Annotated in this window: 24 protein-coding genes; 12 read left to right on the top strand and 12 right to left on the bottom strand. The window is 51.9% G+C overall.

What is annotated here, in order from left to right:
• The first annotated feature begins 40 nt into the window (after window positions 1-40).
• Together G544_RS0103790 and rlmC are read left to right on the top strand one after the other, a co-directional pair.
• Complete coding sequence (locus G544_RS0103790; RefSeq protein WP_027273355.1) at window positions 41-535, top strand: YbjN domain-containing protein; 495 nt, start codon at window positions 41-43, stop codon at window positions 533-535.
• Window positions 536-560: 25 nt separating this feature from the next.
• The gene (rlmC, locus tag G544_RS0103785; protein ID WP_027273354.1) at window positions 561-1,718 is read left to right on the top strand and encodes a 23S rRNA (uracil(747)-C(5))-methyltransferase RlmC; all 1,158 of its coding nucleotides are present in this window, start codon (window positions 561-563) and stop codon (window positions 1,716-1,718) included.
• Window positions 1,719-1,724: 6 nt separating this feature from the next.
• On the opposite strand, the gene G544_RS0103780 is transcribed toward rlmC, so the two are convergent.
• The 7 genes from G544_RS0103780 to znuC all read right to left on the bottom strand — a co-directional run bounded on the left by G544_RS0103780 (window position 1,725) and on the right by znuC (window position 9,080).
• Complete coding sequence (locus tag G544_RS0103780; protein WP_027273353.1) at window positions 1,725-2,219, bottom strand: methylated-DNA--[protein]-cysteine S-methyltransferase; 495 nt, start codon at window positions 2,217-2,219, stop codon at window positions 1,725-1,727.
• A 108-nt stretch (window positions 2,220-2,327) separates the two neighbouring features.
• On the bottom strand, window positions 2,328-3,059 hold the full coding sequence (gene artJ / locus G544_RS0103775) for an arginine ABC transporter substrate-binding protein (protein ID WP_027273352.1): 732 nt from the start codon (window positions 3,057-3,059) through the stop codon (window positions 2,328-2,330).
• Window positions 3,060-3,255: 196 nt separating this feature from the next.
• Entirely contained in the window at window positions 3,256-4,575 is a 1,320-nt protein-coding gene (gene rimO, locus G544_RS0103770) for a 30S ribosomal protein S12 methylthiotransferase RimO (RefSeq protein WP_027273351.1), read from the bottom strand.
• Between the two features lie 134 nt (window positions 4,576-4,709).
• Window positions 4,710-5,279, bottom strand: a complete 570-nt coding sequence (locus G544_RS0103765; protein WP_027273350.1) for a DUF1523 family protein — start codon at window positions 5,277-5,279, stop codon at window positions 4,710-4,712.
• A gap of 359 nt (window positions 5,280-5,638) precedes the next feature.
• Window positions 5,639-7,324: an aspartate:alanine antiporter gene (locus tag G544_RS0103760; protein WP_027273349.1), complete on the bottom strand. Its 1,686-nt coding sequence runs from the start codon at window positions 7,322-7,324 to the stop codon at window positions 5,639-5,641.
• 212 nt (window positions 7,325-7,536) lie between these two features.
• Window positions 7,537-8,325 carry a zinc ABC transporter permease subunit ZnuB gene (gene znuB, locus G544_RS0103755; protein WP_027273348.1) on the bottom strand — a complete coding sequence of 263 codons (789 nt, stop codon included), beginning with the start codon at window positions 8,323-8,325 and terminating at the stop codon, window positions 7,537-7,539.
• Complete coding sequence (znuC, locus tag G544_RS0103750) at window positions 8,322-9,080, bottom strand: zinc ABC transporter ATP-binding protein ZnuC (protein ID WP_027273347.1); 759 nt, start codon at window positions 9,078-9,080, stop codon at window positions 8,322-8,324. The genes znuB and znuC overlap by 4 nt, the downstream gene beginning before the upstream one ends.
• Window positions 9,081-9,200: 120 nt before the next feature.
• Here znuC and znuA point away from each other — a divergent pair, with 120 nt between their 5' ends.
• The 3 genes from znuA to lpxM all read left to right on the top strand — a co-directional run bounded on the left by znuA (window position 9,201) and on the right by lpxM (window position 12,779).
• Complete coding sequence (gene znuA / locus G544_RS0103745; protein WP_027273346.1) at window positions 9,201-10,172, top strand: zinc ABC transporter substrate-binding protein ZnuA; 972 nt, start codon at window positions 9,201-9,203, stop codon at window positions 10,170-10,172.
• A gap of 20 nt (window positions 10,173-10,192) precedes the next feature.
• Complete coding sequence (mepM, locus tag G544_RS0103740) at window positions 10,193-11,524, top strand: murein DD-endopeptidase MepM (RefSeq protein WP_027273345.1); 1,332 nt, start codon at window positions 10,193-10,195, stop codon at window positions 11,522-11,524.
• A 274-nt stretch (window positions 11,525-11,798) separates the two neighbouring features.
• Window positions 11,799-12,779, top strand: coding sequence for a lauroyl-Kdo(2)-lipid IV(A) myristoyltransferase (gene lpxM, locus G544_RS0103735; protein ID WP_027273344.1), 981 nt, complete (start codon window positions 11,799-11,801; stop codon window positions 12,777-12,779).
• Between the two features lie 67 nt (window positions 12,780-12,846).
• Here the strand turns inward: lpxM and pyk are convergent, their stop codons facing one another.
• Window positions 12,847-14,289, bottom strand: a complete 1,443-nt coding sequence (gene pyk, locus G544_RS0103730; protein WP_027273343.1) for a pyruvate kinase — start codon at window positions 14,287-14,289, stop codon at window positions 12,847-12,849.
• Between the two features lie 248 nt (window positions 14,290-14,537).
• Entirely contained in the window at window positions 14,538-15,374 is an 837-nt protein-coding gene (locus tag G544_RS0103725) for a MurR/RpiR family transcriptional regulator (RefSeq protein ID WP_027273342.1), read from the bottom strand.
• A 368-nt stretch (window positions 15,375-15,742) separates the two neighbouring features.
• On the opposite strand from G544_RS0103725, the gene zwf reads away from it, so the two are divergent.
• From zwf to G544_RS19885, 6 genes are all read left to right on the top strand, one after another.
• Complete coding sequence (gene zwf / locus G544_RS0103720) at window positions 15,743-17,218, top strand: glucose-6-phosphate dehydrogenase (RefSeq protein ID WP_027273341.1); 1,476 nt, start codon at window positions 15,743-15,745, stop codon at window positions 17,216-17,218.
• 83 nt (window positions 17,219-17,301) lie between these two features.
• Window positions 17,302-17,997: a 6-phosphogluconolactonase gene (gene pgl, locus G544_RS0103715; protein ID WP_027273340.1), complete on the top strand. Its 696-nt coding sequence runs from the start codon at window positions 17,302-17,304 to the stop codon at window positions 17,995-17,997.
• 99 nt (window positions 17,998-18,096) lie between these two features.
• Window positions 18,097-18,738 (top strand): bifunctional 4-hydroxy-2-oxoglutarate aldolase/2-dehydro-3-deoxy-phosphogluconate aldolase, encoded by a 642-nt coding sequence (locus G544_RS0103710; protein ID WP_027273339.1) that lies wholly within the window; start codon window positions 18,097-18,099, stop codon window positions 18,736-18,738.
• A gap of 512 nt (window positions 18,739-19,250) precedes the next feature.
• Window positions 19,251-19,619, top strand: coding sequence for a multidrug/spermidine efflux SMR transporter subunit MdtJ (gene mdtJ / locus G544_RS0103700; RefSeq protein WP_027273338.1), 369 nt, complete (start codon window positions 19,251-19,253; stop codon window positions 19,617-19,619).
• Complete coding sequence (mdtI, locus tag G544_RS0103695; RefSeq protein WP_027273337.1) at window positions 19,606-19,938, top strand: multidrug/spermidine efflux SMR transporter subunit MdtI; 333 nt, start codon at window positions 19,606-19,608, stop codon at window positions 19,936-19,938. Before mdtJ ends, mdtI begins: the two co-directional genes overlap by 14 nt.
• A gap of 26 nt (window positions 19,939-19,964) precedes the next feature.
• Complete coding sequence (locus G544_RS19885; protein ID WP_036023128.1) at window positions 19,965-20,852, top strand: DUF1848 domain-containing protein; 888 nt, start codon at window positions 19,965-19,967, stop codon at window positions 20,850-20,852.
• A 291-nt stretch (window positions 20,853-21,143) separates the two neighbouring features.
• On the opposite strand, the gene G544_RS0103685 is transcribed toward G544_RS19885, so the two are convergent.
• Window positions 21,144-21,611: a nuclear transport factor 2 family protein gene (locus G544_RS0103685; RefSeq protein WP_027273336.1), complete on the bottom strand. Its 468-nt coding sequence runs from the start codon at window positions 21,609-21,611 to the stop codon at window positions 21,144-21,146.
• 140 nt (window positions 21,612-21,751) lie between these two features.
• Between G544_RS0103685 and G544_RS0103680 the strand changes: the two genes are divergently transcribed.
• A complete protein-coding gene (locus G544_RS0103680) occupies window positions 21,752-22,267 on the top strand; it encodes a TetR/AcrR family transcriptional regulator (RefSeq protein WP_161624103.1) in 516 nt (171 codons plus the stop codon).
• A gap of 73 nt (window positions 22,268-22,340) precedes the next feature.
• Here G544_RS0103680 and G544_RS22095 read toward each other — a convergent pair whose 3' ends face one another.
• Window positions 22,341-23,567: a hypothetical protein gene (locus G544_RS22095; RefSeq protein WP_147654603.1), complete on the bottom strand. Its 1,227-nt coding sequence runs from the start codon at window positions 23,565-23,567 to the stop codon at window positions 22,341-22,343.
• A gap of 455 nt (window positions 23,568-24,022) precedes the next feature.
• Window positions 24,023-25,270 carry a fimbrial protein gene (locus G544_RS21960; protein ID WP_081650730.1) on the bottom strand — a complete coding sequence of 416 codons (1,248 nt, stop codon included), beginning with the start codon at window positions 25,268-25,270 and terminating at the stop codon, window positions 24,023-24,025.
• Window positions 25,271-25,523: the final 253 nt, after the last annotated feature.

Genomic DNA, 25,523 nt, shown 5'->3' with positions numbered 1-25,523 from the left:
TATATGCACTGTTTTTTGATTTTATCGAGGAAATACCATAATGGGTAAGCTTTATGTCCCTGATTTGGCGTTAATGCGCAGCTGGCTGGGTCAGTTGGGTATCTCTTTCTTCGAGTGCGATTCCTGTCAGGCCCTGCATTTACCGCATCTGCAAAACATTAACGGCATATTTGACGCCAAGGTTGATTTGGTCGACAACGTTATTCTTTTTTCCGCCGTGGCGGAAATTCGCCCCGTGGCGCTTATTCCTTTAGTTGCCGATCTTAGCCAAATCAATGCCTCATCGTTAACCACCAAAGTGTTTGTCGACGTGCAGGATGATAACCTGCCCAAGCTGGTTATCTGTCAGTCCTTAAGCATCGGCGCAGGCATTGCGATAGAACAGTTCCATCTTTTGCTGCAGGAAGCGGAAGAGCAAACTGCGCAAATCATTTTTGAAGCGGGAACCAACGAGCTGTTAACCAGCTCTGAAACCGATCGTGAAGCCGAAGAAGAAATTCAGATCGCTCGTCCAATCACCCATACGCTTCATTAAGCGTTCGTTCGAAGACTCGTCTTAAATGATAGCGACAGAACAGACGCCCTGTGAGCTTTATGCATCGGGGCTGTGCCGTTCATGCCAGTGGCTTGACCGTCCCTATGAGCAGCAGCTGAGGGATAAGCTTCACGATTTGAGTACGCTGTTAAACGGCCTTCCCGTAGAGCAGACGCTTGCGCCTTTTACCAGCGATGCGCTGGGCTTTAGAAACAAAGCTAAAATGGTGGTCAGCGGCAGCGTTGAGCGTCCGATCCTAGGGCTGCCGATGAAAGACGGAGCAGCGGTCGATCTCTGCGGATGCCCGCTTTATCCCGAAGCGATCCAAGCGCTGTTTCCCTCTCTTAAACGCTTTATCGCCAAAGCGGGGCTGGTTCCTTACAACGTAGAGAAGCGGCGCGGCGAGCTAAAGTTCATTCTGGTTACCCAAAGCCGGCATGACGGAAGCGCTATGGTGCGCTTCGTTTTACGTTCTGAAAACAAACTGCTCCAGCTTAGGCAGGCGCTGCCGGAGCTGCTGGCGGAGCTACCTCAGCTGCGCGTCGTTTCGGCTAACGTTCAGCCCGTTCATATGGCGATTCTGGAAGGCGAAAAGGAAATTATTCTGACAGCAAGCGATGCGCTGGAAGAGCGGTTTAACGGCATCCCCTTGTTTATTCGCCCGCAGAGCTTTTTTCAAACCAATCCTGCCGTCGGCGCAGCGCTGTACGCCGAAGCGCAACAATGGGTTAGTGAACTAGACGTTAGCAGCATGTGGGATCTGTTCTGCGGCGTAGGCGGCTTCGGTCTGCACTGCGCCAGCGTGCCGGGAAAGGCGATATCGCTTACGGGGATAGAAATCAGCGCTCAGGCCATTGAGTGCGCCAAGCGCTCTGCAAAAGCGATAGGGCTAACGGATATCCGCTTTGACGCCTTGGATTCGACGGCGTTTGCTAAAAGCCATCTTCAAACGCCTGATTTGGTGCTGGTGAATCCGCCAAGGCGGGGAATTGGCAAGCCGCTGTGTGACTATCTGCGCGAAACGGCGCCGGGCTACATTCTGTATTCCAGCTGTAATGCCGTGACCATGGCTCAGGACATTCGCCACTTGGCGGACTATCGCATCGTTAAAGTTCGCCTGTTCGATATGTTTGCGCACACTGCGCACTATGAAACGCTGGCGCTACTGCAGCGTCAGCGTTAATTCACCTCAGTTGCGCTCTTTATAGGGAATACCTTCCAGCGCCAGCAGCGCCTTTTTGACGTCCAGCCCGCCGGAGTAGCCGGTTAAGGTACCGTCTTTACCCAGAACGCGATGGCAGGGCAGGACGATGGCGATAGGGTTAGAGCCTACCGCGCCCCCGACGGCCTGAGCGCCTTTAGGCCGGCCCACGCTTGCGGCAATGGCGCCGTAGTTGATGACGTCCGCGTAGTCGATATCTCTTAACCTCTGCCACACCGCCCGCTGGAATTCGGAACCTTCCGGTTCGCAGGGAATGACGTTGAAATCAACTCTCTTGCCCGCGAAATATTCCGTCAGTACGCGGATAACGGAAGCGATAATGGGATGCGCCTCATTTTCTATCCAGCCGTTTTCAGGCCTGCGGCTTTTAACCTCATTGGGAAGCCAGAGCTGCTTGAGGGCGGCATCGTCGGCAACGATGCGAAGCGGCCCTACCGGAGAATGGTAGAGAGCGTGGTACATAGGGGACTCCTTGTCGGACGGTCGTTGGCACAGGGGGTTATCCTATCACCGCGCCGATGAAAAACAAAAACGGCCTCGTGATGAGGCCGCCGTGAGGTTTAATTTAGATCAGTTAGGGAACCACTTGTCGTTAATCTTCTGATAGGTTCCGTCTTTCTTCAGTGCGTCCAGCGCGCCGTTGATCTTCTCCATCAGCGCCGCGTTGTCCAGACGAACGGCAATGCCGAGGCCCGAACCGAAATAGGCGGGATCGGCGATGTGTTCACCCAGCGTTTCTAGCTCCGGATTGGTTTTCAGCCATTCGTTTACCGCCGCCGTATCGCCAAACACCGCGTCAAGACGGCCATTCTTCAGGTCGATCACCGCCGTTTGATAGCTGTCGTAGGGGACGGTCGTGACTTCAGGGTGCTTCTCGTTCATATATTTCTGGTGCGTCGAGCCGTTTTCCATGCCCACCTTTTTACCCTTTATCTGGTCAGGCGACGTGATAGTGCCTTTACGTACAATAAGCACCGCCGAGTTGGCGTAGTAAGGCTGGCTGAACAGCACCTGCTTGCTGCGCTCGGCCGTAATGTCCATTCCGGAAATAACGGCGTCATAGCGCCGGAATTTTAACGCCGGGATCAGGCTGTCAAACGGATGGTTTGAGTAGGTGCATTCGGCCTTCATCTCTTTACACAGCGCCTTGGCGAGGTCGATATCAAAGCCGGCGATTTGGTTATTGTTATCAATGTACTCAAACGGAGGATAGGTAGCGGATGAGGCAAAGCGGATAGTCTCAGCAGCCTGTACGGACAATGCGGCGCTGGCGAATAACAGGGTAGCTAAAACTTTTTTCATAACGATCGCTCCAGATAAATAAGGGTCTTTTTTGACTAAAAAATCGAATAAAATGAATATATAGTCAATTTGAGCGAATAGGCAAGCAAAATTTTCTTTGATAATGAAAAAGAAAGGGGAAAACCCGGAAAGAATAAAAAATCCCGATGCCGGAAAGGCCATCGGGATTGCATTTGAACCTGAGAACGCGTTTTACTTAGCGCACTACGCTTCCCCACAGGTCATACTCATCGGCGTTTTCAATCAGCACCGGAACAACGTCGCCGGGCTTTACGCCGCGCTCTTCGTTGAGGTAAACCACGCCATCGATTTCTGGGGCGTCGGCCATGCTTCTGCCGATAGCGCCTTCTTCGTCGACTTCATCGATAATGACCGGCAGGGTCATGCCGACCTTTTCCTGCAGGCGTTCAGCGGAGATCTGCTGCTGTAGCTGCATAAAGCGATGGAAGCGCTCTTCTTTAACTTCCTCTGGAACCTGGTCGTCCAAGTCGTTTGCCGCGGCGCCTTCGACCGGGCTGTACTTAAAGCAGCCGACGCGGTCGAGCCGGGCTTCCCGCAGGAACTCAAGCAGCATCTCGAAGTCTTCTTCCGTTTCGCCGGGGAAGCCGACGATAAAGGTAGAGCGCAGCGTAAGCTGTGGGCAAATTTCGCGCCAGCGCTTGATTCGCTCCAGCGTGCGTTCCACCGAACCAGGCCGCTTCATCGCCTTGAGCACCTTCGGGCTGGCGTGCTGTAGCGGAATGTCCAGATAGGGCAGAACTTTGCCCGCGGCCATTAGCGGAATGACGTCGTCAACGTGCGGATAGGGATAAACATAGTGCAGGCGAACCCAGACGCCGAGCGTTGCCAGCTGTTCGCACAGGCTGACCATATCGGATTTTACCGGCTGGCCGTTCCAGAAACCGGTTCTGTGCTTGACGTCTACGCCGTAGGCTGAAGTGTCCTGAGAGATCACCAGCAGCTCTTTAACGCCGGCCTCCGCCAGCCGCTTGGCTTCGTCCAGTACGGAGCCGACGGGGCGGCTCTCCAAATCGCCGCGCATAGACGGAATGATGCAGAACGTGCAGCGGTGGTTGCAGCCTTCTGATATTTTCAGATAGGCGTAGTGTTTGGGCGTAAGCTTAACGCCCTGAGCCGGCACTAGGCTGGTGAACGGATGATATTCCGGCTTTGGCGCGTAGGTATGAACGTGGGCCAGTACCTGTTCATAGCTGTGCGGGCCGGTAATTTCCAGCACCTTAGGGTGAACTTCCCTGATTTGATTTTCTTTTGCCCCGAGGCAGCCGGTGACAATAACTTTGCCATTCTCCGCCAGCGCTTCGCCAATCGCTTCCAGCGACTCCTGAACCGCGCCTTCGATAAAGCCGCAGGTGTTGACAATCACCAGGTCGGCGCCGTCATAGCGGGGAACGATTTGGTAACCCTCCGTGCGAAGCTCGGTCAGAATGCGTTCAGAGTCAACGAGGTTCTTGGGGCAGCCGAGGGAAACAAAGCCGATAGTTGGGGCATTACTCATGAAAACTTTTACTCATTAAGGAAAACTGCGCGGATTCTAGCACAAAGGGAGGGCTGAATTATAGAAGGGAGAAGGGGTAGATCGGAGTAGAGCAGAGAGACAGTAACGGCGACCGAAGCCGCCGTTAGAATGCGTTACTTAACGACCGAGCCGTCCGGGCGACGGAAGTCCTTGCGCTCGCGCCAGCTGGTGTACAGAGAGGGCATTGCGGCCTGTAAAACGATAAGCAGCAGCCAGACGAACCAGCCGAATCCTTTCACTATCGTATAAAAAGAAAAGGTGGACGATTCGTAGCTTTCAACCTGCTTGACGGAGACGATATTTTTAAACATGTTGAGCATGTTGAAACGCCAGCCGTAGTAAGTGATGCGAGTTACCTGGTTGGCATCGTTGGCGGCCTGAGCCTGAGCCTGAATGTCGGCGCTGTTGAACTTGAAGTACCAAGGGAAGCTCCAGGCGGTATCTTCATTGCGATAAACCACGATCTTTTTATCTTCATCAATGGTGTAGATGTAGTACACGTCGCGCGTTGGCCCGTCAGCCGGGTTTTCCGCCGAAATAGGGCCGTCGTTATCCACCCGTTTTACTTCAGAGCCAGTGATTTTTACGATATGGCTGGAAGGGAGATAGTAGCTGCAAAGCAGCGCGGTCCCGATGGCGAAACAGACCAGATAGCCGATAAAGATTTTTTTGATTAATGACATAGCAATCACGCTTCCCTATGAGGTTGAACGGCACAAGCCGGACGCGGTATACCATTATTGTATGATATTGTGCGCGCGCATGCCTAAAGAAAAAGTGAACTCCGGGTATACCGGGGCCGTTTGGGGCGAATTAACAGAGAGTAGCGGGGCGGTTTTGACAGAAGGCCGGAAAATGGACAATAAAAAGCCCGATAAGCATGAAACGTATTAAGAGCTTATCGGGCCAACCTCAATGAGGGAAGATTGAAAGTAAAGCAGTGGCACTTATTAAGACGCCGGGCCGTTCGATTAGTTCACCTTAAAATTGAATTTTTAGTACTTTTTTAAAAAATTCAATTATCTAATTGATTTATAACAAATTAAAAAATCCCAGGCCAGATAATGACAATCAACGAACCGGCCAGCGTGAGCAAAACGTTAGCGATAGCATAGGTGCCGGCATAGCCTAATGCCGGTATGTTGCTGCGCGACGTATCGCTGATAATTTCCATCGCCGGCGCACAGGTTCTGGCCCCCATAATGGCGCCAAACAGCAGAGCGCGGTTCATCTTCAGAACGTAGGCGCCAAACAGATAGCAGATAACCACCGGAACCAGGCTGACAATAAGGCCGGCGCCGAGCATCTGTCCGCCGATAATGCCGAGGTTGTTGCCGATGCCGCTGCCCGCGCTAAGGCCAACGCCCGCCATAAACACCATCAGGCCGAACTCTTTCACCATGTTCAGCGCTCCCTGTGGTATGTAGCCAAAGGTCGGGTGGTTGGCGCGCATAAAGCCCAGCATGATGCCGGAAAACAGCAGCCCGGCGGCGTTGCCGATGCCAAAAGAGAAGCTGCTGAACTGGAAGGTTATCTGTCCTATCATTAGCCCCAAAACAAAGAAGGCGCAGAAGGCCAGCAGGTCGGTCAATTGGCTGTGGATAGAAATAAAGCCGATGCGCTCAGCGACGCTTTTTACCCGATGAGCGTCGCCGCTGACCTGTAAAACGTCGCCCTTATTCAGAACGACGTTGTCGTCAATCGGCATCTCTATCTGGCTTCTGATAACGCGGTTAAGAAAACAGCCGTGATCGGTCAGGTTAATTTGGCTTAACCGTTTGCCGACCGCGTTGTTGTTTTTAACCACAATCTCTTCGGTGACGATGCGCATGTCCAGCAGGTCGCGCTCAAAGACTTCTTTACCGTTGCGAAAGCTGGGGTCAAGGCGGGCATGAGCGTCCGGATAACCGACCAGCGAAATTTCGTCATTCAGCTGAAGCACGGCGTCGCCGTCCGGCGATGCGATAATGCCGTTGCGGCGGATTTTTTCTATATAGCAACCGGTTTGACGATAGATGCCAAGCTCCCGCAGGTTTTTCCCGGCGGCCCATGCTACCAGCTCCGGGCCGACGCGGTAGGCGCGGATCACCGGCAGGTACACCTTACGCTGGCTGTCGTTATCCAGACCGCGTTCGCGGGCGATTTGCTGGGCGCAGGTCGGCAGATCCTGATGCTGTAGCTTAGGCAAATAGCGGGCGGCGAAAACCAGGCTGACGAGGCCGAGCAGGTAGGTCAGCGCGTACCCGAGGCTCAGGTGATCCTGCGCCTGGGCCAGCGTAGCCGAATCGGTCGCGGTATGGCGCAGCGTATCGCCTGCGCCAACCAGTACCGGCGTTGACGTCATGGAGCCGGCCAGCATGCCTGCGGTCAGGCCGATGTCCCATTTGAGCAGCTTGCCCAGGCCCAGCGCAATGAGCAGGGCGCTGCCGACCAGCACCAGCGCCAGCATGAAATAGTTTTTGCCGTCTCTGAAAAATATGGCGAAGAAGTTAGGCCCGGCTTCGACGCCCACGCAGAAAATGAACAGCATAAAGCCAAGGTTCAGCGCCTCGGTGTTAATAGAAAAGTGGAAGTAGCCCAGCAGCAGCGACACCACCAGTACGCCGATGGAGTTTCCGAGCTGGACGCTCCCCAAGCGAATCTTTCCAAGGCACAGGCCGAGTGCCAATACGACGAACAGCAGCAATATATAGTTGCTGTTTAACAGGCCGATAATATCGATATTCACAGTGTTGACTTCAACGTTGTCTGCAGCGGTTAAGTAGTGAAATATTTTACAGCATCGCTATAAAAAAGCGCCTTGCTCTGAGTCTTTATCAAACTGGAGCAAGACGTTTTTCACCGTCGGGCGATATTTTAGATCTTATTGCGCCGCTATTCACTCTGAAAATATGTGTTTTCGTAAACAGACCGCAATAAATGAATAATAAGAGGAGGGCGTCAGTCTCCAAGCTGCTTTTTAAACAGGCTGAGCAGGAACAGGCAGCAGGAGCACAGCACCACCGACGGCCCGGCCGGCGTGTCGTGGTAGGCGGAAAGCGTCAGCCCGCCGCTGACAGCGATGATGCCGACAATCGCGGCGAAGCCCGCCATCTGTTCCGGCGTTCGGGAGAAACGGCGCGCGGTGGCGGCGGGAATAATCAGCAGCGACGTAATGATAAGCGCCCCGACAAACTTCATGGCCACGCCTATCGTCAGCGCGGTAATGAGCATCAAGAGCAGACGCGAGCGTTCAGGATTGATACCGTCGACGTGCGCCAGCTCGGCGTTAATGGTGACGGACAGAAGGTTGCGCCACTGCCACCAGAGCGTAAGCAGCACTACGGCAACGCCCGCGCCGATGGCCCACAGGTCTTCGGCGGTGACGGAAAGCAGATCGCCAAACAGGTAGGCCATCAAATCTACCCGAACGTTTGACATCAGGCTTATGGTGACCAGGCCGAGAGAGAGCGCGCTGTGCGCCAAAATGCCCAACAGGGTGTCGACGGCGAACTGCGGCCGTCTTTCCAGCCAGACCAGCCCGATAGCCAACAGTAGGGTAATCACGATAACGGCATAAAATGGATTTACGTTGAGCAACAGGCCGAAGGCGACTCCTAGCAGGGAAGAGTGCGCCAGCGTGTCGCCGAAGTAGGACATACGGCGCCAAACCACAAATGAGCCCAGCGGACCCGCCGCGAGTGATAGCAGTACGCCCGCCATCCAACCGGGAAATAACAGTTCAATCATGATTTATTACTGCCTGTCTGCTTGAGCACGATACGGCCGTGAAGGTCGTGGTGGTGATTGTGATGATGGTGGTAAATCGCCAGCTGCTGGGCGCCGCGCTGGCCGAACATGGCGATGAATTCAGGATGATGAGACACCGCCTCCGGCGCGCCTGAGCAGCAAATATGCTGATTTAAGCACAGCACCTCGTCGGTTTTTGCCATCACCAGGTGAAGATCGTGAGAAACCATGAGCACGGCGCAGTTCAGCTCGCTCCTCAGATGGGCGATAAGGTCGTACAGCGCCAGCTGGCCGTTGACGTCTACGCCCTGGGTCGGTTCGTCCAGCACCAGCAGCTGGGGCTTATTCAGCAGCGCTCTGGCCAGCAGCACGCGCTGGGTTTCACCCCCGGAGAGCTTTTGCATCGGCATGGAAATCAGGTGTTCCGCCTGTACGCGCGCCAGCGCCGGTAGAATATCGTCCTTTTTTACGCCCGGACGCAGAGTCATAAAGCGCGACACCGTCAGGGGAAGCGTCGGGTCAAGATGCAGCTTTTGCGGCACGTAGCCAATGCGTAGGTTTTTACTGCGGCTAACGGAACCGGACGTGGGTTTTATGAGGTCGAGTACGACGCGCACCAGCGTCGATTTACCCGCGCCGTTTGGGCCTAGAAGCGTCAGAATGCGGCCTTCGTCAAGCTTGAGCGAAACGTTGGACAGCACTTTACGATGACCAAAAACGACGGAAATGCGGTCTAGCTTAAGCAAAGTGGACATAGTTCATTTTTCTTGCACAACCTTTGATTTGTTATATTATAACATACCAGAGGCGATAGTCATCTACCAAAATAGTCAAACACTCGTTTACAAAATAGCTACCTATAGTGAGGCATACACATGCAGCAAATACGAAAATCTAGCGGATTACGGCGTCTTTTTCTCGTTGGCGTCCTATGCGCCGCCGGCGTAAGCTCAAGCGCGTTCGCGACCGTATTAACCTCGACCAAGCCGCTGGGATTTATTGCTGCAGCTATTACGGATGGCGTAACGGATACGGACGTTTTGCTTCCCGATGGCGCTTCGCCGCATGATTATGCGCTTCGGCCGTCAGATGTCCAGAAAATACGCTCGGCCTCTCTAGTCGTTTGGATTGGCCCCGATATGGAAGCTTTTTTAACCAAGCCTCTTTCACAAGTGGACGTATCTAAACAAATCGTGCTGACCGAACTGGCGTCGGTTAAGCCTCTGCTGGCGGAGGGAACCGAGGGAGACGAACACCACGATCATGACCACGACCACGATACGCAATCTACTGATAATAAAGAACATGATGATGAACATGGACATCATCACGGCGGTATGGATATGCACATTTGGATGTCGCCGGAGATTGCAAAACGCTCAGCTATCGCAATCCACGATAAATTATTGGAACTTATGCCGCAAAATAAAGACAAATTAGATGCTAATCTGGCACAGTTTGAAAAAGAACTAGAGAAGACAAAAGAAAATATTGCTAATATAATGCAGCCGTTGCGGGGTAAAGGATATTTCGTTTTCCATGATGCCTATGGCTATTTCGAGAAAGCGTTCGGATTAACCCAGTCGGGTCATTTTACTATTAATCCGGAAATCCAACCCGGCGCGCAACGATTGCATAGTATAAGAACAGAGTTGGTTGAGCATAAAGCGCAGTGCGTTTTTGCTGAGCCACAATTCCAGCCAGCCGTCGTCAACGCTGTCGCTAAAGGGACCGATGTCCGAATTGGCGTGCTTGATCCGCTCGGCAGCAATATAACGTTAGGTAAAGATAGCTACTTACAATTTCTAACTCAGCTATCCCAACAGTTTGCGAGCTGCCTGGAATGAAACAATGAGGAATATTCGTAGTGCTGCAAGTGGTTCGCTCGATTGCCGTAAAGTATAACAATTTACCTATGCCCCATAAGCTGACTTTTGGGGCTCTTCTGTTTCTCACCTGGAGTGCACTCGTTTGGCAGGCCGCTATTTATAAGCCTGCTTCAGAGGGCGAGAGGTTTATTCCGCTCCCGACTATCCCCATTCCCAATGAGTCCGCCAATGGTTCGACGGCCGCGGTAGACAACTCCGAGCCGATGGACCAGCCGACGCCGGATGACGATATTCCTAAAGACGAGCTGGACGAAAAGATTGGCGACGCGGGTGCGCCCAACGAGTACGTTGTGTCCAGCGGCGATACGTTAAGCAGCATTCTTACCCAGTTCGGCATCGATTCCTCCGACGTCTATTTGCTGACGAACAAAAACAGCGCGCTGGCTAACCTGAAGATTGGTCAGCAGCTGAGCTGGACGCTGAACGAAGAAGGCGATTTGCAGGCGTTGACCTGGGTCGTTTCTCGCCGGGAAACCCGAACCTATCAACGCGTCGACGGCGCGTTTAAAGAAACGGTAGACGTTTTAAAGGGAGAATGGAAAAACGACGTAGTTGTCGGCACTCTGGACGGCAGCTTTGTTTCCAGCGCGCGCGCCGCGGGCTTAACGAACGGCGAAATCAACGCGGTAACGAAGGCGCTGCAGTGGCAGCTCGACTTCCGCAAGCTGCGCAAGGGCGATCGCTTCTCCGTTTTGCTTTCCAGAGAGAAGCTGAACGGCAAGAATGAAAACAGCCAGCTGCTGGGCGTCAGAATGCAAAGCGGCGGCAAAGACTATTACGCTATCCGCTCTACCGACGGCAAGTTCTATAATAAGGACGGGGCCGGGCTGGCGAAGGGTTTCCTGCGTTACCCGACCACCAAGCAGTATAAGATTTCATCCCAGTTTAACCCGCGTCGCCTGCACCCGATCACTGGCCGAGTCGCTCCGCATAAGGGCGTTGACTTTGCAATGCCTATCGGATCTCCGGTATTGGCCGTCGGCGACGGCGAAGTGGTGGTCGCCAAGTTCAGCGGCGCAGCGGGCAACTATGTCGCTATCCGCCACGGCCGTCAGTACAGCACCCGCTATATGCACCTGAATAAGATTCTGGTGAAGCCGGGACAGAAAGTGAAGCGCGGCGATCGCATTGGGCTATCGGGCAATACCGGACGTTCAACCGGGCCGCACCTGCACTATGAGCTGTGGGTCAACGAATTGGCGGTTAACCCTCTGACCGCGACGCTGCCTCGTTCCGACGGCCTGGCGGGTAAAGATCGCGCTGAATATGTCGCTCTGGTGAAAGAAGTTGTGCCGCAGCTAACTTTCTAGATCTTGGAGAAAAAGAGAAAACGCTGCTAACGATCCTGGCAGCGTTTTCTTTTGTGTCTTAAGGACACGGCCTATACTCGAAATAATTCAAGTTGCAGAAAGGCGGCAAGGGAGAGAGTCCCGATGAGCTTACATAAGTAAGTGATTCGGGTGAACGAGCGTAGCCAACGCACCTGCAGCTTGAAGTATGAAGAGTATATACTCGAAGTATAACGAGTAATAATTCAATAATGATAAAGGCGGACGCGGTTCGTCGACTTAATGAGCTTTTGGCATGCAGAAACAATCTCGTTCAAACGTTGAGTTTATTCCGGTTTTCAAGAAGTCTTTCTTTCTTCCCAAATATTGGGGAGTCTGGCTTGGCGTCGGCGCCATGCTGCTTTTGGCTTTTGTTCCAGCCAAGATAAGAAATCCGCTGCTGGGGGCGCTCGGCAAGTGGGTTGGCCGCTTTTCGGGCGACGCTCGCCGAAGAGCGCGAATTAACCTTTATTACTGCTTTCCCGAAATGGAAGAACGCGAGCGGGAAGCCTTAATTGACGATATGTTTGCCACCGCCTCCCAGTCAATGCTGCTGATGGTTGAGCAGGCCGTGCGCAGCCCGGACTATCTGCTTAAAAGGGTACGCTGGCACGGCGAAGAGGTGATGGAAGAGATGCGCGCCGCCGGTCGCAACGTGATTTTCATGGTGCCTCATGGCTGGAGCGTCGACGTACCCGCTATGCTATTGGCTGCGAAGGGGCAGAAAATGGCGGCCATGTTTCATAATCAGAAAAACGAGCTGGTCGATTGGCTGTGGAACGCGGCCCGCCGCCGCTTCGGTGGCCGACTGCACGCCCGGGACGACGGCATAAAGCCCTTCATCAGTTCGGTTCGTCAGGGATTCTGGGGCTATTATCTCCCCGATCAGGATCACGGTCCGGAGCACAGCGAGTTTGTGGATTTCTTTGGCACCTATAAGGCCACGATGCCCGCGGTGGGGCGCCTTATGAAGGTGTGCCACGCGGCGATCGTTCCGCTGTTTCCCGTGTATCGTGCGAAAGAGGGGATTTTGGATATCTATATCCATCCGCCGATGGACGACATCGCCGATGCGGATTCGCCGACCATTGCCCGTCGAATGAATGAAGAGCTGGAAAAGCTGGTGATGCCAAATCGCGAACAGTACGTTTGGATCCTCAAGTTTATCAAGACGCGCAGAAACGGGGAGATCCAGCCCTATAAAAGAAGGGATCTGTGGCCGAGAAAGAAAAAGTAGCCAACGAGATTAACTATAAAGAAAAGGGCCGAAATCGGCCCTTTTCTCATTATAAGCAGAACAACAATTATTCAACCCGCAAAATACGGCAGGTGTTGGTGCTGCCGACCAGCGCCATCACGTCGCCCTGGGTGATGATGACCAGATCGCCGGACATCAGGAAGCCCTTTTCCTTCAAAAGATTGGTTGCGGCCATTGCGGCGGTAAGGCCGTCGCAGTCGCCGGGGAACAGCACCGGCGTTACGCCACGATAAAGCGCGCACAGGTTCAGCGTTTGCTCATGGCGAGACATGGCGAAAATCGGCAGGCCGGAGCTGATGCGGGACATCATGAGCGCCGTGCGGCCGGACTCGGTCATGGCGATAATCGCGCTAATGCCCTTCAGGTGGTTAGCGGCGTACATGGTCGATAGCGCAATGGTGTCTTCAACGTTGTCGAACTGAACGTCCATACGGTGCTTGGAGACGTTAAGACGCGGCATCTTTTCCGCGCCGATGCAAACGCGGGCCATGGCGGCGACGGTTTCAGCCGGGTATTGGCCGGCGGCAGTCTCCGCCGACAGCATCACGGCGTCGGTACCGTCAAGCACCGCGTTGGCGACGTCCATCACTTCCGCACGGGTCGGCATTGGGTTAGTGATCATCGACTCCATCATCTGCGTGGCGGTAATCACGGTGCGGTTGAGCTGGCGCGCGCGGAGAATAAGCTTCTTCTGTACGGCAACCAGCTCCGGATCGCCGATTTCAACGCCGAGATCGCCGCGGGCCACCATAATGGAATCCGAGGCGAGAATGATGTCGTCAATCGCTTCATCGGTTGATACCGCTTCGGCACGTTCGACTTTTGCGACGATTTTGGCGTTACAGCCGGCGTCGCGCGCCAGTCGGCGGGCGTAGTGGAGGTCTTCGCCGGTGCGCGGGAAGGAAACGGCCAGGTAGTCAACGTTGATTTTAGCCGCGGTAAGAATGTCGGCCTTGTCTTTATCGGTCAGCGCTTCTGCCGACAGGCCGCCGCCCAGCTTGTTGATACCTTTATTATTAGAAAGCGGGCCGCCGACGGTCACTTCAGTGAACACCTTCATACCCTGAACTTCTAATACCTTGAGCTGTACGCGACCGTCGTCCAGCAACAAGATATCGCCGGGAACTACGTCGGACGGCAGCCCTTTATAGTCGATGCCGACCTTTTCTTTATCGCCATCGCCAACGGAAAGGTTAGCATCAAGCAGGAACTTATCGCCGATGTTAAGAAAAACTTTGCCTTCCTTGAAGGTGGATACGCGGATTTTGGGGCCCTGGAGGTCGCCGAGGATAGCAACGTGTTTGCCTAGCTTGGCGGCGATTTCTCGAACTTTGTTAGCGCGGAGGAGATGATCTTCTGGGGAACCGTGGGAGAAATTGAGGCGAACAACGTTGGCGCCTGCTGCAATGACCTTTTCTAAGTTATTGTCACGGTCAGTTGCAGGGCCTAACGTGGTAACAATCTTGGTTCTTCTAAGCCTTCTGGACATGAGTAACTCCATTTATGCGGCCGATAGCGCTTGACCGCCATTTTCTAGCTGTTGGTAGAAAATCAGGTAGGGTGATACCTGAGGTTGCTGCTTTTTGTCGTATATTTCTCGTTTCTCGTATGGCGGGCCCGTTTAAACAGGCTCTAATACCGTCAGGCTTTATACCATTATCTCAATCACTTCACAAATCGATGCTGCCTCGTTTCACGACGCGCCGCGACCCGATCGAAAACGTTAATGACAAAAGGTTACTTTTTGTCGAAGCGAGACTCTTTCAGGGCGTCTTTTACCCGCCTCAGGCTGTCCTTGGCCTGTGAGTTGCGTAGCGTAAAGCCGGTGGCCAGAACGTCGATAATCGTGAGCTGAGCAAGGCGAGAGACCATCGGCATATAAACGTCGGTATCTTCCGGCACGTCGAGCAGGATGGCAAGATCCGCCGCTTTTGCCAGCGGCGTTCCCTGAGAGGTTATGGCAATAACGGTGGCGCCGTTTTTAATGGCGATCTCCGCCAGCTCAACCAGGTTTTTCGTCCTGCCGCTGTGTGAGATCAGCACCACGACGTCGCCAGCGTTCGCGTTCATGCAGCTCATCTGCTGTAAAACGATGTCGTCAAAATAGATGACCGGCACGTTGAAGCGAAAGAACTTGTTCATGGCGTCATGAGCGACGACGGAAGAGGCACCGTAGCCGAAAAACGAGATTTTTTTCGCCGCGATCAGCAGGTTAACGGCGCGATTAATGGCTATAATGTCAAGGCTGCTTTTCGCCATGTTAAGGCTGACGACGGCGGAATCAAAGATTTTGTAGGTAAAGGCGTCGGTGGCGTCGTTTTCGCTCACGTTGCGGTTAACGTAGGGCGTTCCGTTTGCGAGGCTTTGGGCCAGCGCCAGCTTAAAGTCAGGGAACCCCTTCGTATTTAGCCGTCGACAAAAGCGGTTAACGGTAGGCTCGCTGACGTTTGCTATCTTGGCCAGCGTCGCAATGCTGGAATGAATGGCCGTTTGAGGCGCGGCGAGGATGGCATCGGCGACTTTCTGCTCCGATTTACTCAGTGAATCTCGGCATTGATGAATTCTTTCCAACATCTCTTTTCTGCCTCGCGCTCTTTTACCTATTACATTTAAAGGAGAAACCAATCTTGGTTTTATGAAAATATACTATGGCGTAAAAGCGCGCGTCGCGACAAAAACGCATTTTTGTAATTTTTTTTCACGAACTTTGATCGCGGTCTTATTTTGACAAGAACGCGATAAAAAACAGGGCGAATACGAGATAAAACTCTTGCAGTTTTAACGCATTAAGCCTATTGAAACGGCGTTTTATTATATGAGGCACGCTTTTTCTTTTGACTGTTTACGTCAGTAAAGTAAAAGAGTAGAGTACTTATGTAATAAAATTACAAGAACTTCAGACCGCAAAAGAGACAAAGCTGCGGTCGATTGAGGAGACTGTCATGGTGGATGATTCAATCGCTCAGGCGTGTGACTTGGTTATTTTTGGCGCAAAGGGCGACCTGGCCCGCCGCAAGCTGCTGCCTTCCCTTTATCAGCTGGAGAAAGCGGGGCATATCCATATCGATACCCGCATTATCGGCGTGGGAAGGGCAGACTGGGATAAGGCTGCCTATATTGAGGTCGTTGAAACCGCGCTGAAAACCTTCATGAAAGAGGCGGTTGACGCCGAAGTCTGGCAGCGTTTGAGCCAGCGTCTGGACTTTTGCAATCTGGACGTTAACGACGGCGCCGGCTTTACTCGCCTGGGAGAGATGCTCGATCAGGAAAGCCGAATTACCATCAACTACTTCGCTATGCCGCCAAGCACGTTCGGCGCCGTTTGCCGCGGACTGGGCGAAGCCGGCCTAAGCAAGTTTCCCAGCCGCGTGGTGATGGAAAAGCCGCTGGGAACAGATTTGAAGTCTTCTCAGGAAATCAACGATCAGGTTGCGCAGTATTTTGACGAATCGCAGGTTTACCGCATTGACCACTATCTCGGTAAAGAAACGGTATTGAACCTGTTGGCGCTGCGCTTTGCCAACTCGCTGTTTGCCGCCAAGTGGGACAATTCGGCCATCGATCACGTGCAGATCACCGTTTCTGAAGAGGTCGGCATTGAAGGCCGCTGGGGCTACTTTGACAAAGCGGGCCAGATGCGCGACATGGTGCAAAACCACCTGCTGCAAATTCTGACGATGATTGCCATGTCGCCGCCGGTCGATCTCAGCGCCGACCGCATCCGCGACGAAAAGGTTAAGGTGCTGCGTTCGCTTCGGCGCATCGATCACACTAACGTACGTGAAAGAACCGTTCGCGGTCAGTATACGGCGGGCTTCGTTCAGGGGCAGAAAGTGCCCGGTTATCTGGAAGAAGAGGGCGCCAACAAGCGCAGTAATACGGAAACCTTTGTCGCTATTCGCGTCGACATCGACAACTGGCGCTGGGCCGGCGTGCCGTTCTATTTGAGAACCGGTAAGCGTCTGCCGACCAAGTGTACCGAAGTGGTGGTCTACTTTAAGAATCCGCCGATGAACCTGTTCCGCGACTCTTACCAGTCGCTGCCGCCGAATACGCTGACCATTCGCCTGCAGCCGGATGAAGGCGTTGAGGTACAGATCCTTAATAAAGTGCCGGGGCTCGATCACAAGCATCGCCTGCAAACCACCAAGCTTGACCTGAGTTTCTCAGACACCTTCCACGAGCAGCGCGTCGCCGACGCCTATGAGCGCCTGCTGCTGGAGGCCATGCGCGGTATTCAGGCGCTGTTCGTGCGCCGTGACGAAGTAGAAGAGGCCTGGAAGTGGGTTGATTCTATTATGGACGCTTGGGCTGCGGATAACGAACCGCCCAAGCCGTACCAGTCGGGTACCTGGGGGCCGGTCGCTTCTGTTGCGATGATTACTCGCGATGGCCGCTCGTGGAGCGAGTTCGAATAGCAAAATCGCCGAGCCGATTTATGCATCGGCGACCGACGGGTCGCCGAAATCAGGTGGATAAAAAGAGATAAAGGGTGAACGCCATGGCCAACTTAACGAGCTTTCCTACCGCAGACGAGTTAAACCGCCGGCTGGCTCAACGTATCGTTGCTACGTTACAGCAAGGGATTAAGGAAAAGGGACAGGCAAGTCTGGTGGTTTCCGGCGGAAAGACGCCGCTGGGGTTGTTCAAGCTGCTCAGCCAGCATCCGCTGGACTGGGCGCGAGTGACGATAACGCTGGCGGACGAACGCTGGGTAGATGAAGACGATGAGTCAAGCAACGGACGTCTGGTTCGTGAAAACCTGCTGCGCGATGCGGCAAAGGCGGCGCGCTTTGTGCCGTTAAAGAACGCCAGCCCAACGCCGTTTAGCGACGTGGACGACGTTGAAAAGGCGCTTGAAGAGATAGCCAAACCGTTTGACGTCGTCATTTTGGGGATGGGCGACGACGGCCATACAGCGTCGCTGTTTCCCGGCGCGGACAATCTTGCCGCCGCGCTGAATATGACGTCCAAACGCCTGTGCATTGGCATGACGCCGCTGACGGCGCCGTTAGACAGGCTGACGCTGACGCTGCCCGCGCTGCTTAACAGCCGCCAGATTTTTCTTCACTTAGTCGGTGAGAATAAGCGGGCCGTTTATCATCAGGCGCAGGCGGGAGACGACGTTAACGAGATGCCCGTGCGCGCGATACTGCATCAAACCAAAACGCCGGTTGACGTTTTTTGGTCGGCCTGACGTAGAGTATGAACCCCGCGTGCGGCCGCCCGCCGCGCGCTATTTTTAACGGCTGCGGCATACCAAGAGTATCAACCGGCCACCTGGAGAACTCAATAAATGAAAAATTGGAAAACGAGCGCAGAAAGCATTTTATCCGCCGGGCCGGTTGTGCCCGTCATCGTGATTAAAGAGCTAAAGGACGCGGTTCCTTTGGCAAAGGCGCTGGTTGCCGGCGGCGTACGCGTTTTAGAAGTGACGCTGCGTACTCCCTGCGCCCTCGACGCGATCCGCGCCATTGCCAAAGAGGTACCGGAAGCCATTATCGGTGCGGGTACGGTGCTTACTCCGCAGCAGCTGGCCGACGTTGCGGCGGCCGGCGGCCAGTTCGCCATCAGCCCCGGTTTGACAGAACCCCTGCTGCAGGCGGCGGTTGACGGCGACATTCCGCTTATTCCCGGCGTTAGCAGCGTGTCTGAACTGATGCTCGGTATGGACTACGGCCTGCGCGAGTTCAAGTTTTTCCCAGCCGAGGCCAACGGCGGCGTGAAGGCGCTGCAGGCTATCAGCAGCGTCATTCCTCAGGTTCGCTTCTGCCCGACAGGCGGGATTTCGCTTGCCAACTGCCGCGACTATCTGGCTCTGCCTGGCGTGCTGTGCGTCGGCGGTTCATGGTTCGTTCCAACTGACGCTATCGCCAAAGGCGACTTTAAGCGCATCACCGAGCTTGCCAGCGAAGCGGTAGCTCACGCGAAAGGCTAAGCGCCGCTTGTCAATAAAAAGCCGCCTGACGCTAAACGCAGGCGGTTTTTTTATGCAGCAAAGCAGCCGTTTTATTAAATTGGCCACGGAACAGGCGTTGCTTTTATAAATAAAATGCGTTTCTTTATTTGATTTCGCCATTTTGGCATGGTAGAAATAGAGTCGCTAACCATATTACGGGAGGGGTAAGAGCAAATCGTGGTTTTTTACACGACTGACAACCAACTTATTATGACGTCTATACAACGTTCTTTACTGCAAACATCTACCTTCGTTTTCTTCATTTCTTCTGTACTCGCCAGCCTGCTCAACTGGAGCGCCGAGCGTTAGCGTCTTTCTCCTGGCTTTTGGCTAACGAATTATTTTGTTAATTCATTCATTAGCTAACGAATAATTAAAAAGCGTTTTTCTACTATAAAAACGATTGGTCTCTATTTATTTCTTATTTGAAATAAATTCGCTAATTCTTTTTTGCGGAAATACGCCTATAAAAATTTAGCGGAGAAAATAACGTGATTTATTGGTTCTTTTTATTTCTGGCGATCGTAAGCGAGGTTATCGGTACGCTATCGATGAAATATGCCAGCGAAACCGGGCATATTTCTGGGCACGTCGTTATGTATGTGATGATAACCCTTTCTTATATCCTGCTGTCGCTTTCCGTTAAGCGCGTCGCCCTAGGCGTTGCCTACGCGCTGTGGGAAGGCGTAGGCGTGGTGCTGATTACTCTGTTTAGCGCCCTGATTTTTGACGAAGCGATTTCACCGATGAAGGCGCTTGGGCTCGGTACGCTGCTGTTAGGCATTATGCTTATCAAGCAGGGCACCCGCGTTGCTAAAACGCAGGGTAACAAGCGGGAGAGCAATCATGCAGCAGCTTGATATCTACCACGTTGCGTTTTTAGCGCTCGCTATCGTTTTGGAAATTGTCGCCAACGTATTTTTAAAACTGTCTGACGGCTTTAAGCGAGTCTGGCTTGGCCTGCTTTCCCTTGCCTGCGTGCTCGGCGCGTTCAGCGCGCTGGCGCAGGCAGTGAAGGGGATGGACCTAGCCATTGCCTACGCGCTGTGGGGCGGATTTGGTATTGCCGCTACCATAGCCGCTGGTTGGATAATGTTTGGCCAGCGCCTAAACGGAAAGGGCTGGGCAGGGCTTGCGCTGTTGCTTGTTGGGATGGTAATGCTTAAAGTGGCCATCTGACGCAAAGCGATAAACAAGAAACTCGCATGATTATCAGCGCAAGCCGCCGAACGGACATTCCCGCTTTTTACTCCGACTGGTTTATCCAGCGCGTCAGGGCGGGTTTTTTGTTGAATCGAAACCCGTTTAATCCACGCCAGGTTAGCCGAATTTCTCTGGCCGTCGAAGACGTTGACGCTATCGTCTTCTGGACTCGCAATCCAACCCGGCTGATGTCGTATTTGCCGGAGCTGGACTCGCTGGGCTATCGCTACTATTTTCAATACACGCTGACCGGCTATCCGCGCGCGCTGGAGGCCAAGACGCTGCATCCTTTAAAAGGCCTTGAGGTTTTTAAGCGGCTTTCCGACCAAATAGGCGAAGAAAAGGTAGTGTGGCGCTACGATCCCATTCTTCTTTCCAACCTGCTGCCGTTCGACGAGCATCTGCGGCTGTTCGGCAAGCTGGCTGAAAGCCTGAACGGCTACTGCCGGCGCGTTGTTATCAGCTTTGCCGATATCTACGCCAAAACGGCGAGAAATTTAAAGGCGACGCCTTCGCTTATTTATACCGATATCGCTCAGGATGCCAGCCTGTGTCAGTCGCTGGCGCGGGAGCTTGCCGAGATTGCTCGCGCCAACGGTATGGAGATTTTTAGCTGTGCAGAGCCGATAGATTTAACCAGCGTTGGCATTGCGCACGGCAAGTGCATCGACGAGGCGCTTTTAAAGCAGCTGTTTGCGATAGAGGTAAGCTCGGCAAAAGATAGAGGCCAGCGGGAGGGATGCGGCTGCGTGAAAAGCGTCGATATCGGCGCTTATAACACCTGCCTGCACGGCTGTCGGTATTGCTATGCGACGTCGAATCACATTTTGGCGACGGAGAATTATAAAAGGCATTCAGCGATGAGCCCGTTTTTATTAGGGGATGAATAATATAAATAAAGAAAAAGGGCCGATACGTTATTCCTGTTCCGATACAGGATCCGCAGTAATAATGCGCCTCGTTCGATTTTTGAGGCGCTTTCATTTTTTACTATGGATTAGCTCGCGCTGTGGCTAACAATAGACCGCATGCATGTTAAGTTAGCCGGTTACTAGCCCTCATCAATTGATATAAAGCCTTATGAGGCGTGAAGAGCGTTTCACGCCGTTGCCGGCAATCGGTATTAGAGGGGCAAAACCTGGAACGCAGATCGCCTACAGTGACATCTTAATATTGATGCGCTATAAACCGAGGTCGCTCAGGCCTGGGTGGTCGTCAGGACGACGTCCCAGAGGCCAGTGAAAAAGGCGTTCCGATTCTTTAATCGGCATATCGTTGACACAGGCGTAGCGGCGTTGCATTAATCCGTCTGCTGCAAACTCCCAGTTTTCATTGCCGTAAGAACGGAACCAATTGCCAGAGTCATCGTGCCACTCATAGGCATAACGAACGGCAATCCTATTACCTTCGAAAGCCCACAGCTCTTTGATCAGCCTATACTCCAGCTCTTTTTTCCATTTGCGCTGAAGAAATGCTTTGGCCTCGCCGCGATTGCTAGCAAACTCCGTACGATTTCGCCACTGGGTGTCCGGTGAATAGGCGAGGGAGACGCTTTCCGCATCGCGACTGTTCCAGCCGTCTTCGGCCAGGCGAACTTTTTGACGTGCGGTTTCATGGGTAAATGGGGGAAGTGGAGGGCGGTTATTCATAACAAAATCCTCGTTAGTTGCATGTAGACAGATCTGTCTACATGGTGGTAATCTAGGCCCATTGCATAAACGTGTCAATGGTAAAAAAGATGAACGTCAAAACAGATGTGTCGGATAAGCGCAGTGCGAAAGAGAAAATCATGCATACAGCGCATGAGCTTTTTTATCTGCATGGGATACGAGCCACTGGCATCGATAAAATTATCGAGCAGGCCCAGGTAACGAAGGTAACGTTTTATCGTCACTTCCCCAGTAAAAATGCCCTGATTCTGGCGTATCTCGAATACCGACACGCTCTCTGGATGGACTGGTTTAACGGCGAGATGGTCCGGCATATACAAGCGGGAGTCGGTAATATCAATGCGCTGCTTTACACGCTTAGGGACTGGGGAGGTATGCCTGATTTTCGCGGCTGCGCGTTTTTAAATGCGACGTCAGAAATAGGTGAGATGTTGCCTGACGTTGAGCGACTGACCCGCGATCATAAGCTTGCCGTTCAGGAAGCCTTGGGCGTTCATTGGAAGATTGCCGATCCGACGCTGCTGGCGGCCAGCGTCATGGCGCTGGATGGCGCCACGATACATATGCAAATGGGGAGGTCGACTGATGACGTTATCGCCTGCCTCGGTACGGCTTTAACATCGCTGTTTCGTTAGAGAAGATTCTATATTCGATCTGAATGAACGCCTGATATTTCGAGCAGTAGATTCACAGCCTTTGGTACGGTCGTTAGTAATAGGTCACATACATATTCACCTTCCCCGTCACCGGCCCGGTGTAGCTGACGCCGTTTCTTTGAATAGGCGCACGCTGGGCGTAATAGGCAGTAAAGCGGGCAATGGATGGTTTGAATGAAGTATCTTTGGGATTGGTATTTGTTTCTCCCCAGCTGCCAAGACCAACTTGGGATACGTTATCTGCATTTATCTTGTTGCTGCCGTAAAACAGGACGATTTCCAGTCCGTCAATTTTAGTGCCGCCGCTGTCATACAGGCTAATGTTGTTATTGGTCAACGGGGATGAGCCAACGTCTTCAAACCTAAAGGAAATGTTGTCCACGCGACCAGAACACTCCAGATTGATGTCGACAGGCACGATCGGACCATAGGCAGGTAGAGATACGCCCGGCTGACGGCTTCCTGGACCGCTGTGAACCCAGCGCCCCATATTAATGGTGTAGTCGGTGGAGGTTTTTAGTCGACATGCGGGAGGAATGACGGTGATACCCCCACCGCCAATGACGTTGGGGACGGGAAGATTGCCGCTAAGACCACCAACTTGAACGGTAGAAGCACGAGACATCGATAGCGGTGTTGAGCTGTAACCTATGCTGCCTGTTTTAACCAATACAGCCCGAATGGAATAAGCGGCGTTATTAGCCTGCTGGGAAAGATAATAATTAGAAGAGTTTTGAATGTCATTGTAGAACCTCGAACCTATCATGTCCGCGGTAAAAGAGTATTCTATGTTGAGCGGTTCATTGGCTGCCAACCAATTACCTGTTCCCCCAAGTAGGCTCGTCGTCGCATAGGGACTCGAATAAATGCTGGTTCCTTTGGACGTATAGGTAAAATAAAATTTTATGCCAATGCCAGAAATAGAGGTTGGATAAACGCCATTAGCGTCCGGAGCTATACCCGTCACGGGGAAAAAATACATAGATATAATACCAGTAGGCGTTGGAAGTTTTCCGCTTGACTGGCAGTAGGCGTTAATATTGGGAATAAACTCGTTATATCCCCAATGATATAGCTCAGCGCCGATGGGTAACGTGTTGTCAACAACCAACGTCCTTGGCGCCGATAAAGGGGCAAGTTCAGGTAGATTGTAGTAGCAAATGCTTGTCGCATTAGGGTTATAGGTGAACGTCACCGATTGAGCCGTATGGATAAATGAAAAATAACACAGCCCGACAGAACCTAATATATAAATGATCTTGGCATAAGATTTCAACATAATCTATCATCCCTTTGTGGAAGGCTCCGGAGAGGTTAATAATGATGGCCTGGTCATTGGAAATAATGACGCGTTACTTTTAATTTATCTCAACCTGTGCTTTATCGTTTACGGTTATTAGAAAATTAATGAGTCTTTTAACCCTTTCCAGCCCTTTCTATGGCAGCTATTAAATCTATCGAGCTGCCGATATGTCAATTTGAGAGATAAATAGGATGTTGCTATCTTATTGATAAGAATAAATGCGCCAGGTTATTTTTTCTATTTTGGAACGTAATGGCGCAATGATTAGCTCGTTATGCGCTTATTTAATGGTAAAACTACCTGTTTTGATAGATAGATTCACTTGTTTACTCTGAAGTGCGAATTGTTGGCGGCCTATTGCGCTGAATTTTATAAGATATTTAAGTCGAAAATACAGATTGGGCGGATATGCGCCGCCCATAATGTAGGGATTACTGGTAGGTCACATACATATTCACCTTGCCCGTCACCGACCCGGTATAGCTGACGCCGCCTTTTTGAATCGCGCTACGTTGCACGTAGCGGGCGGTGAAGGGGATGGTGGATTGGCTGTTGAAGGTAGTCTCTGCAGGATTGGTATTAAGCGTTCCTTGACTGCCTACATTAGTCTTGGTTGAGTTGTCCACGTTAATGCGGCTGCCGTTGTAAAGCATTTCGATTTCTATTCCATCAATTTTGGTTCCATTATCGTCGTAGAGACTGATATTTTTATTACTCAGCTTTACTGTACCAGTATCTTCAAATCGGAAGTAAACATTGTTCAGCTTGCTGGAGCATTCAAGGCTAATGTTGATAGGTTTGGTCGGACCGTAAGCGGGAAGAGATATGCCGGGTTGGAGTGTGTTGGGGCCGCTGTGAAGCCAACGGCCCATATTGATGGAATAGTCGGTTGAGCTTTTTAATTGGCAGGACGGCGGAACAATTCTAATTCCTCCACCGCCAATTACATTGGATACGCTAGTGTAGCTGTTATTTACCCTGACTGAGGGGGGATTATTCATGAATAGGGGAGATGATAAGAGTGTTGAACTGTAAGGTATGGTTCCTATTTTAATCAGTTCAGCGCGAATTGAATAGTTTATGTGGTTGGCCTGTTGGCTATAAGAATAACTAAATGGGTTGGAAGATATTATGTCCGACCTGAATTCAACACCAACAGGTGGAAACATAATGTTATAGAGCAAAGTATATTCAACGTTGAGTGGTTCTGAAGGTGAAAGAATAGAACCGTTTGCCTGTGCTGCAGATGTGTTGAGTGTAGTGCTTCTGGCGCTAGCGCCTCTGGCCGTGTAGGTAAAATAAAATTTTATTCCAATACCAGGGATCCGCGTTGGGTAAGCGCCGTTACTTCCGCCTGAAAAGGCATGTTGCCCTGCAGGGTAAAAGAATAATATGGTGGAAGGGAGCGTAGATGATACTGGCAATCCCGTACAATAACTATTAATGTTGGGAATGAACTCATTATATCCCCAGCTATATAGCACGGTGCCATTTGGCAGATTATTATCCACGACCAAGGTTCTTGGAACAGACAGAGGAGCAAGCTCTGGTAAGTTGTAATAGCAGGAGCTTGTAGCGTTGGGATTGTGTGTAAAAGTTATTGCTTGGGTTGAAAAACAAAAAAAATATAACCATAAAACCCCAAAAATATGAGTGGTTTTAATATCAGATTTCAACATGATTATATCCCTGTCCGTTGAAGAATTAACTATTGTCGCCTTAATGAATGCTGGCTATTAAAAATAGTGCGGTGCGACGTGTCAATTTTAGGTCAGAGAATGTAGGTCATATCCTATTGATATTCATAAATTACTCAGGTTAAATTTTCTGATTTAGTTTAAAAATATTTCCCTAATAGATCGTGATAAGATCACCGCTTGGAGTAATATCTTGTTTTTAATAAAAAAATTATCTCATTGTTTTTAATGTTGA

The organism is Leminorella grimontii ATCC 33999 = DSM 5078, assembly GCF_000439085.1.
In the GTDB taxonomy this organism is placed as follows: domain Bacteria; phylum Pseudomonadota; class Gammaproteobacteria; order Enterobacterales; family Enterobacteriaceae; genus Leminorella; species Leminorella grimontii.
This window is presented reverse-complemented; position numbering and strand designations above follow the sequence as displayed.

Bases quoted from the DNA above. Each gene is read 5' to 3' on its own strand.
- lpxM (WP_027273344.1), top strand. From the start codon at position 11,799: ATGCAGAAACAATCTCGTTCAAACGTTGAGTTTATTCCGGTTTTCAAG.
- zwf (WP_027273341.1), top strand. From the start codon at position 15,743: ATGGTGGATGATTCAATCGCTCAGGCGTGTGACTTGGTTATTTTTGGC.
- znuC (WP_027273347.1), bottom strand. From the start codon at position 9,080: ATGTCCACTTTGCTTAAGCTAGACCGCATTTCCGTCGTTTTTGGTCAT.
- G544_RS0103710 (WP_027273339.1), top strand. From the start codon at position 18,097: ATGAAAAATTGGAAAACGAGCGCAGAAAGCATTTTATCCGCCGGGCCG.
- G544_RS0103765 (WP_027273350.1), bottom strand. From the start codon at position 5,279: ATGTCATTAATCAAAAAAATCTTTATCGGCTATCTGGTCTGTTTCGCC.
- G544_RS0103685 (WP_027273336.1), bottom strand. From the start codon at position 21,611: ATGAATAACCGCCCTCCACTTCCCCCATTTACCCATGAAACCGCACGT.
- G544_RS22095 (WP_147654603.1), bottom strand. From the start codon at position 23,567: ATGTTGAAATCTTATGCCAAGATCATTTATATATTAGGTTCTGTCGGG.
- znuA (WP_027273346.1), top strand. From the start codon at position 9,201: ATGCAGCAAATACGAAAATCTAGCGGATTACGGCGTCTTTTTCTCGTT.
- pgl (WP_027273340.1), top strand. From the start codon at position 17,302: ATGGCCAACTTAACGAGCTTTCCTACCGCAGACGAGTTAAACCGCCGG.
- rimO (WP_027273351.1), bottom strand. From the start codon at position 4,575: ATGAGTAATGCCCCAACTATCGGCTTTGTTTCCCTCGGCTGCCCCAAG.
- G544_RS0103725 (WP_027273342.1), bottom strand. From the start codon at position 15,374: ATGTTGGAAAGAATTCATCAATGCCGAGATTCACTGAGTAAATCGGAG.
- G544_RS0103680 (WP_161624103.1), top strand. From the start codon at position 21,752: ATGCATACAGCGCATGAGCTTTTTTATCTGCATGGGATACGAGCCACT.
- G544_RS0103780 (WP_027273353.1), bottom strand. From the start codon at position 2,219: ATGTACCACGCTCTCTACCATTCTCCGGTAGGGCCGCTTCGCATCGTT.
- G544_RS0103790 (WP_027273355.1), top strand. From the start codon at position 41: ATGGGTAAGCTTTATGTCCCTGATTTGGCGTTAATGCGCAGCTGGCTG.
- artJ (WP_027273352.1), bottom strand. From the start codon at position 3,059: ATGAAAAAAGTTTTAGCTACCCTGTTATTCGCCAGCGCCGCATTGTCC.
- mdtI (WP_027273337.1), top strand. From the start codon at position 19,606: ATGCAGCAGCTTGATATCTACCACGTTGCGTTTTTAGCGCTCGCTATC.
- G544_RS21960 (WP_081650730.1), bottom strand. From the start codon at position 25,270: ATGTTGAAATCTGATATTAAAACCACTCATATTTTTGGGGTTTTATGG.
- G544_RS19885 (WP_036023128.1), top strand. From the start codon at position 19,965: ATGATTATCAGCGCAAGCCGCCGAACGGACATTCCCGCTTTTTACTCC.
- znuB (WP_027273348.1), bottom strand. From the start codon at position 8,325: ATGATTGAACTGTTATTTCCCGGTTGGATGGCGGGCGTACTGCTATCA.
- pyk (WP_027273343.1), bottom strand. From the start codon at position 14,289: ATGTCCAGAAGGCTTAGAAGAACCAAGATTGTTACCACGTTAGGCCCT.
- rlmC (WP_027273354.1), top strand. From the start codon at position 561: ATGATAGCGACAGAACAGACGCCCTGTGAGCTTTATGCATCGGGGCTG.